The sequence below is a fragment of the Priestia sp. P5_B4 genome, assembly GCF_056400385.1.
The window spans coordinates 1-5,518 of the sequence record NZ_JBFULJ010000214.1 but is presented as its reverse complement, the minus strand read 5'-3'; the positions used below and the strand labels follow the sequence as shown (position 1 = coordinate 5,518).

7 protein-coding genes and 1 riboswitch are annotated in these 5,518 nt (G+C 36.9%); of the genes, 3 read left to right on the top strand and 4 right to left on the bottom strand.

Annotated features, from left to right (window positions below; all coding sequences use genetic code 11):
* A partial coding sequence (locus AC1DRF_RS15650; protein ID WP_477741098.1) for a 5-oxoproline transporter, DUF969 family subunit occupies window positions 1–115 on the bottom strand: 115 nt, incomplete at its 3' end.
* 375 nt (window positions 116–490) lie between these two features.
* On the opposite strand from AC1DRF_RS15650, the gene AC1DRF_RS15645 reads away from it, so the two are divergent.
* Complete coding sequence (locus AC1DRF_RS15645) at window positions 491–1,396, top strand: zinc ribbon domain-containing protein (RefSeq protein WP_477741097.1); 906 nt, start codon at window positions 491–493, stop codon at window positions 1,394–1,396.
* A gap of 64 nt (window positions 1,397–1,460) precedes the next feature.
* Entirely contained in the window at window positions 1,461–2,915 is a 1,455-nt protein-coding gene (locus AC1DRF_RS15640) for a zinc ribbon domain-containing protein (RefSeq protein ID WP_477741096.1), read from the top strand.
* Window positions 2,916–3,020: 105 nt separating this feature from the next.
* On the opposite strand, the gene AC1DRF_RS15635 is transcribed toward AC1DRF_RS15640, so the two are convergent.
* Window positions 3,021–3,578, bottom strand: a complete 558-nt coding sequence (locus AC1DRF_RS15635; protein ID WP_074894131.1) for an HPP family protein — start codon at window positions 3,576–3,578, stop codon at window positions 3,021–3,023.
* 232 nt (window positions 3,579–3,810) lie between these two features.
* On the opposite strand from AC1DRF_RS15635, the gene AC1DRF_RS15630 reads away from it, so the two are divergent.
* Window positions 3,811–4,602 carry a histidinol-phosphatase HisJ family protein gene (locus tag AC1DRF_RS15630; protein WP_477741095.1) on the top strand — a complete coding sequence of 264 codons (792 nt, stop codon included), beginning with the start codon at window positions 3,811–3,813 and terminating at the stop codon, window positions 4,600–4,602.
* A gap of 77 nt (window positions 4,603–4,679) precedes the next feature.
* On the opposite strand, the gene AC1DRF_RS15625 is transcribed toward AC1DRF_RS15630, so the two are convergent.
* Both AC1DRF_RS15625 and AC1DRF_RS15620 read right to left on the bottom strand, forming a co-directional pair.
* Window positions 4,680–4,802 (bottom strand): anti-repressor SinI family protein, encoded by a 123-nt coding sequence (locus AC1DRF_RS15625; RefSeq protein WP_237074604.1) that lies wholly within the window; start codon window positions 4,800–4,802, stop codon window positions 4,680–4,682.
* 20 nt (window positions 4,803–4,822) lie between these two features.
* Window positions 4,823–4,909, bottom strand: a riboswitch (cyclic di-GMP riboswitch).
* A gap of 111 nt (window positions 4,910–5,020) precedes the next feature.
* Entirely contained in the window at window positions 5,021–5,356 is a 336-nt protein-coding gene (locus tag AC1DRF_RS15620; RefSeq protein ID WP_237074605.1) for a helix-turn-helix domain-containing protein, read from the bottom strand.
* Window positions 5,357–5,518 lie beyond the last annotated feature (162 nt).

Sequence of the window (5,518 nt, the reverse complement as noted above, 5' to 3'; positions counted from 1 at the left end):
GTGACAAACCTGACACAAGGCCCGTCACGATGCCTGCGACGGTCACAACAAGCAGTGTATTTAAACGAAATAAAAAACCTACTGCCACTAGCAAAACCCCAATTAATTTCAACATAAAAATCCCCCTCCAGTATGTATAGATCGTGCTGTAAATTCACCTCCTTTGTTTTCCTAGAAAAACAAAGATGTTTCGAGTATAAACAATTCTGAAAATTAAAACAAGATGCTTAAGGCATAAAATAGTTTTATTGGTGAAACAAAATTATAGAAGGAAGATTTATATAATGTGCATGGACTCAGAAGTAAAAGAAAGAATTCTGCCAGGGAGTTTGGGTAGTAATTTTTTTAGTTGATCCGTTGAAACACTTCTCCTAAAATACCAAAAATGGTGTATAATGCTAAAAGGTATGAATATAGAATTATATAGATTTCAACAAAATAAATCTATATAACTATATTTTAAACAATTTATTGAAGGGGGAAGGAGTATTTGAATTGTTCAAATTGCGGCCATTTTAATGATGGCGGGAAGTTTTGCGTGAAGTGCGGTCATAAATTACAAGAAGAGGCAGCTGTCAGCCAGGCGGCAGCAGCATCTGAATATCAGCCTCAGCCGCAACCAGCGTATGCGCCTCAACAGCCTAATCAGCGTGTCCGTCAGGCGAAAAAAGTGTCAAAATCATTTTTTAGTTATTTTGCAGAAGGAATTAAAAATCCAACAGCTACAGCACAAGCAGCAGGTGAAAGCCAATTCGTTAATGCTCTTATCACGGTCATTCTTTATGCTCTTAGTATACCTATTATGCTGTATGTAGGCTGGAAGCTATTGTTGATTCAATTTGTTCGAAGCATGTTCAAACTTCCTATTATCAGTGAAGAGCTGGCTCCATCCGACATGGAGGATTTTAATACGGGCGTTGATTTGATAAAAGCCACAGATATAAACAGCATCATTCACTTCAATTTTACCGATTTTGTCTTTAAACAAGGGGTTTTCATTTTTATTGGACTTGCGGTTATTATCGGAGCAACATATGTTGCAGCAAAGTTTGGAAAGGTAGACGTTTCTTTTAAAGAATTCTTCTCACGCTTTGGCACGTTTTTAATTATTCCAACAGCTCTTCTTTTAATTGGGCTTGTGCTTGCATTTCTCCATGTTGAATACTTCTCTTATTTTATGAATTTCGGTTTGTTAAGCATCTTCCTTGTGGTTCCATTTACGATTGCTAGCTTTAAGCAAAGCGGAACAAATGGACTTGATCGTATCTATAGCACTCTTATTGTATATGTAGTCATTACGATTGTACTGATGTTCATTGCGAATGGTTTAGGAGAAGAAGCCAAAACCATTATTACAAGAATGGGAAACAGCAGTGAATTGAATGATCTATTTTAAGTCGACAGAAAGCATCGTGTACAGCGGTGCTTTTTCATACCATTATAAAAAAGGAGTGTAGAAATTGGGATATTGCAGAGAGTGTGGCCATCAGTTAACAAATGAGCATCAATTTTGTCCGGAGTGTGGACATCCCGTCGAAAGAAAAGAGGCTTCTAGCCAAGGAGCAAAAACACAGCGTTACGTAGAACCCGCATCAGCTTCAGTAGAGGAAGAGAGAGAATCGGTAAAACCTCCGAATAAAAAAACAAAGGTTATTGCGATTTCAGTTATAGCAGCGGCTATACTTGGCGGCGCTTATTACGGAATAGATAAAACAATGATGGCGCCGAAAGCCGTGTCAGAAAAATTTATTGCTTCAGTAAAGGGCAATGATGTTGATAAAGTAAAAAAATATGTAAATGAGGGTCAAATTCAATTAGAAGCCAACGATGAGCAAACAAAATCATTTATTACATATTTGCACGAAAATCCGGATGTAATGAAATCAATCTCTGAAGGGTTAGCGGCAGATAGCAGAGCGCTTGAAGCAGGAGTTCCAAGCGAAGATCACTCTTCATACGCTAAGTTAGAACAAGACGGAAAGAAGTGGGGGATCTTTGACCATTACACGGTACAAATAAACCCTGTATATGCAAAGGCTCAGTCTACAGAAGATGCGACAGCGGTATATATTGACGGTCAAAAAGCTGGAACGGTAAGCAGTGACTCTTCTAAAAAGATTGGTCCATTTTTACCTGGTACGCATACCGTAAAAGGTGAAGTGCAAAATGATTACGGAAAAGTTGAAAACGAACAAGAGGTTGAAGCCGCCAACGGAGAAGATGTGAACGTTGAGTTTGATTGGTCAGATCATGCAGTATACATCTCTTCAGATTATAATGACGCGACGCTATTCGTTAATGGTAAAGACACAAAAACAAAAATTGGCGATATTGATTATTTAGGGCCACTCCCGATGGACGGTTCAGTAAAACTATATGCAAAACGCGGAGAAAAGAAAACGGAAGAAGTATCAATTAAAAAAGGTATGGAAGATGTTGCGCTTAATTTTGATAAAGAAAATACGACAGAAGCTACGGCAAAAGCGTCGGCTCCTTCTAAGAATCAAGAGACAACGGACAAAGGTTCAAAAGTCAATTCTGAAGTATCTACTAGTGAAGTTTCTAGTTTTATCGAACAATATATGTACGCTACAATTTCCTCAATTAACAGTGGAGACTTTTCTGTTGCAGAGCCATATATCGATTCTAACGGGCCAAAATACAAGGAACAAAAAGATTATACCGCTTACCTAATCAAAAAAGGAATAACAGAAGATTTATTAAGCTTTAATGTAAATAGAGTAACAAAACTCGATGACTCTATGTATAAAGTATATACAACAGAAGAGTATGATATTTCGTAYGGAGACGGATCTGTTAAATACAAAAAATTCAACAGTATTCATAAAGTAAAAGAATTATCTGATGGAAGTTTGGGAGTTTATCAGCTTATTAGTTCAACGGAAGTAAAGTAAAAGCTAATAAATAGACCCTGAAACAGCAAAAAACACAGTAGGTAAAAATAAATAAAAAAAGACGTCTTCTCATAGAAGACGTCTTTTTTATGTATGAGTCCAATATCAAACCCAATACCTGGGATACTGCCGATCTTGAAATAAATTATTATACACGGTGGAAATTAGTACAACTACACAAGCACAAATCATAATAATACCTAAGTATCCCCAGCCTGCCTGAGTGTTAATGGCTACAATCGCGCTAGCTGCAGCGGGAGGGTGAACGGTTTTTGTAAGAATCATTAAAATAAGAACAAAAGCAAGCACAATCGCAATCGTAATTAGACTTCGATGAAATAAACTCCAAATAATAAGTGCGGAAACCGTTGCAAGCAAGTGTCCTCCAAGCACGTGGCGAGGCTGTGATAAAGGGCCTTTGTGTGCCCCGAAAACAAGTACGCAGCTCGCGCCAATCGGAGCGAGAGCCATTGGATAACCAAGCGCTAGTGCAATCGCGCTGCTGATGATAATCGCAATTAAGCCTCCGATTGAAGAAACGACCGCATCTCTATAATTGATTTTCGGTTCTTCTTTTAGTTCTCCTTTCATCTTTTTAGCATAAGAGCTTAAGTAAGACAGAAAGGGACTTTTTGTTTGAGAGAAACTTTTTTCAATCTGCATTTCTTCTTTCCTTTCTCCTTTGTAAGTAAAAGTTGTTTGTCAAGTTGTATGTCAGAACATCTGCTATATTAAGTTAGTTTATAAGAAAACAAGGATTACTGGAAGAGGAAAAATGTCTTTTTTTATTGGAAATACTTTTTATGAATGAAAAAAGGCGGGATAAGGGGGAAAAGGGTCTCTATGTGCAGTAAGAGCAGGAGAAATGTATAATAGACTTAGAGGTGACTAAATTATGTATCTAGTAGACTACCATCATCACACGAACAATTCATTTGACTCTCAGGCAGTCATGAAAGAAGTGTGCGAACAAGCTGTGAAAAACGGCATAAACGAAATTTGTTTTACCGAGCACTTTTCATTAAATCCATTAGCACCAACGTATGGTCATATGGATTTTGATAAATATGAACGAGAACTAGCGGAATGCAGAGAGCAATTTCAAGGCCAGCTAGTGATTAAAAAAGGAATTGAAATTTGTGAGCCGCACTATTTAAAAGAGAAGTATCAAGAAACGATGAAGCAAGAGAACTTTGATTTTATATTAGGATCGGTGCATAACATTAATAACATCAAGCTTCGTAAACATTTGGAGCTGAACAATAAAGAAGCGATTTACCGCGCTTATTTTAATGAAATGTATAAGCTGGTAAGCGAAGCGGACATTGACGTGTTGGCTCATTTAGATTTAATGAAGCGCTATGCGTTTGAGCAATACGGTATTTACGACTTTCATCAATTCAAAGATATTCTTGCAGATATTTTGAAAAAAGCAATTGATCGTAATATCGGAATTGAAATTAACACTTCAGGTATAAGAGGGAAGCTGGGCGAAGCGCTGCCCGCACTGGAAGTTGTTGGGCTTTACCGCGATTTGGGCGGAGAAATTCTAACAATTGGATCTGATTCACACTTTTCCGAAACGGTAGGAGCACATATGAAAGAAGCAGTTGAAATGGCAAAACAGTGCGGATTTACGGAGATTTATACGTTTGATGAGCGTCAGCCAAAAGGAATTCGTATTTAATAGAAGTGGATTTTACTTTCTTCTAGAATAATAATAACTGCAAAAAGCACGCTCTAATTTGAGCGTGCTTTTTAAATTTAGTTCCGCTTAAGCTCCGACAAAAACCTCCGAACTTCTTCGATAGTCAGCCCCAGCGCGCGAGCTGATTCTATAAGACTTACCCACTCTTGATCGATTGACAGTACGTTTTCTTTTTTCATTACGATTCATCCACCCTTTGCCAGGGAACCCAGCTATCGTAGCCAAAAATGGCCTTAGACCTGAAGCTTTGCGTCACTATTTTTCAATAGTTTTGCCCTTATCTGGATAATTTGTAATAGTATTCTTAGTGTACAGTTATTTTACAAGATAATATTTGTAAAAGGTGTCGAAATAGGTCGATTATAACAAAAAAATTAAACGTTCATGAATGGACCTATCAGGTTGTTTTACGGAACTTTAAATAATACTGAAATTCAATAAATTCTTCTTTGGTCATGCCGTCTTGAATGGCTCGTTCAATTAAATGAAGCCACTCTAGATTAAGGACTGATTTTGAAGTCAGAGCTGGACAGCTGATGTCTCCTTCAATTAATTCGTCAATCGTTGTATGAAGAGAAGACGCGATTTTATCAAGCATTTGAAGGGAAGGATTATTATTTAACCCTTTTTCTAAATGAGATAAATATGATTTTGAAATATTAGCTTCTTCAGCTAAGCGTGTAATCGAATAGCCTTTTTTTAGTCGCAAATTCTTAATCTTTTCCCCTATCACATTCAGTTCATCCTCTGCTTATGGATTTTTTGTTCATTATAACGCATAACTGTACATTTTGTGTATATTAAAATATAAAATTAGTAATATTTTGTTCTTTATAAAGAATAAAATGAGTTAAAATACCTATTTTTGATGCAGGTATATCATGCTATACTTCAC

Coding starts and splice junctions, on each gene's coding strand:
- AC1DRF_RS15635 (WP_074894131.1), bottom strand. CDS start 3,578: ATGCAGATTGAAAAAAGTTTCTCTCAAACAAAAAGTCCCTTTCTGTCT.
- AC1DRF_RS15630 (WP_477741095.1), top strand. CDS start 3,811: ATGTATCTAGTAGACTACCATCATCACACGAACAATTCATTTGACTCT.
- AC1DRF_RS15625 (WP_237074604.1), bottom strand. CDS start 4,802: ATGAAAAAAGAAAACGTACTGTCAATCGATCAAGAGTGGGTAAGTCTT.